This is a genomic window from Chryseobacterium sp. OSA05B, assembly GCF_019970065.1.
Classification (GTDB): Bacteria; Bacteroidota; Bacteroidia; order Flavobacteriales; family Weeksellaceae; genus Chryseobacterium.
The window spans coordinates 1-558 of sequence record NZ_JAHXYH010000052.1 but is presented as its reverse complement, the minus strand read 5'-3'; the positions used below and the strand labels follow the sequence as shown (position 1 = coordinate 558).

Genomic DNA, 558 nt, shown 5'->3' with positions numbered 1-558 from the left:
GCAATCGACAACGTTATCGGGAGCACCAAGGCAAGCATTACGCCGACCGACGGGTACCCGCTTTCGATCTCCAAGCTCGACTCCAAGGATGCGACTAAGGTCATATCGGACAAGAACGCACGCTTCCAGGTCCTCGACTCAGAGGGCATAGTAATTGTCGACAATATTTTCGTTGACAATGGAGCATTGCGTGTTGTCGATGGCGATGTCATCAAGAATGTGATGGTCCCGAAGCCGGGTAGTTACACCATCAAGGAAATTACCGCACCGGCTGGCTACGTACTGTCGGAAGAGCTCCTTGCCGTAGAAGTTTCCACCGAGGGTACGTCCGAGGCCGCGAGCTTCTACAACACTCCGGGCGATGCGCCTGCTCCGAAGACCTATGCCGTGGGTGACTACGTGTGGGTTGATGCGGATAAGAATGGTGTCCAGGGTGATGCCGAGGTTCTTGCTGGTGTGAAGGTGACTTTGCTCGATGGCGAGGGCAAGGAAGTTGCTACCACTACCACCGATGAGAATGGCCGTTACATCTTTGATGAGCTGCCTGCTGGTGAGTAC

At 54.5% G+C, this 558-nt stretch carries 1 protein-coding gene; it reads left to right on the top strand.

What is annotated here, in order from left to right:
• The coding region (locus tag LC419_RS23530) for an SdrD B-like domain-containing protein (RefSeq protein WP_223609636.1) at positions 1 to 558 on the top strand (558 nt) is incomplete at both ends.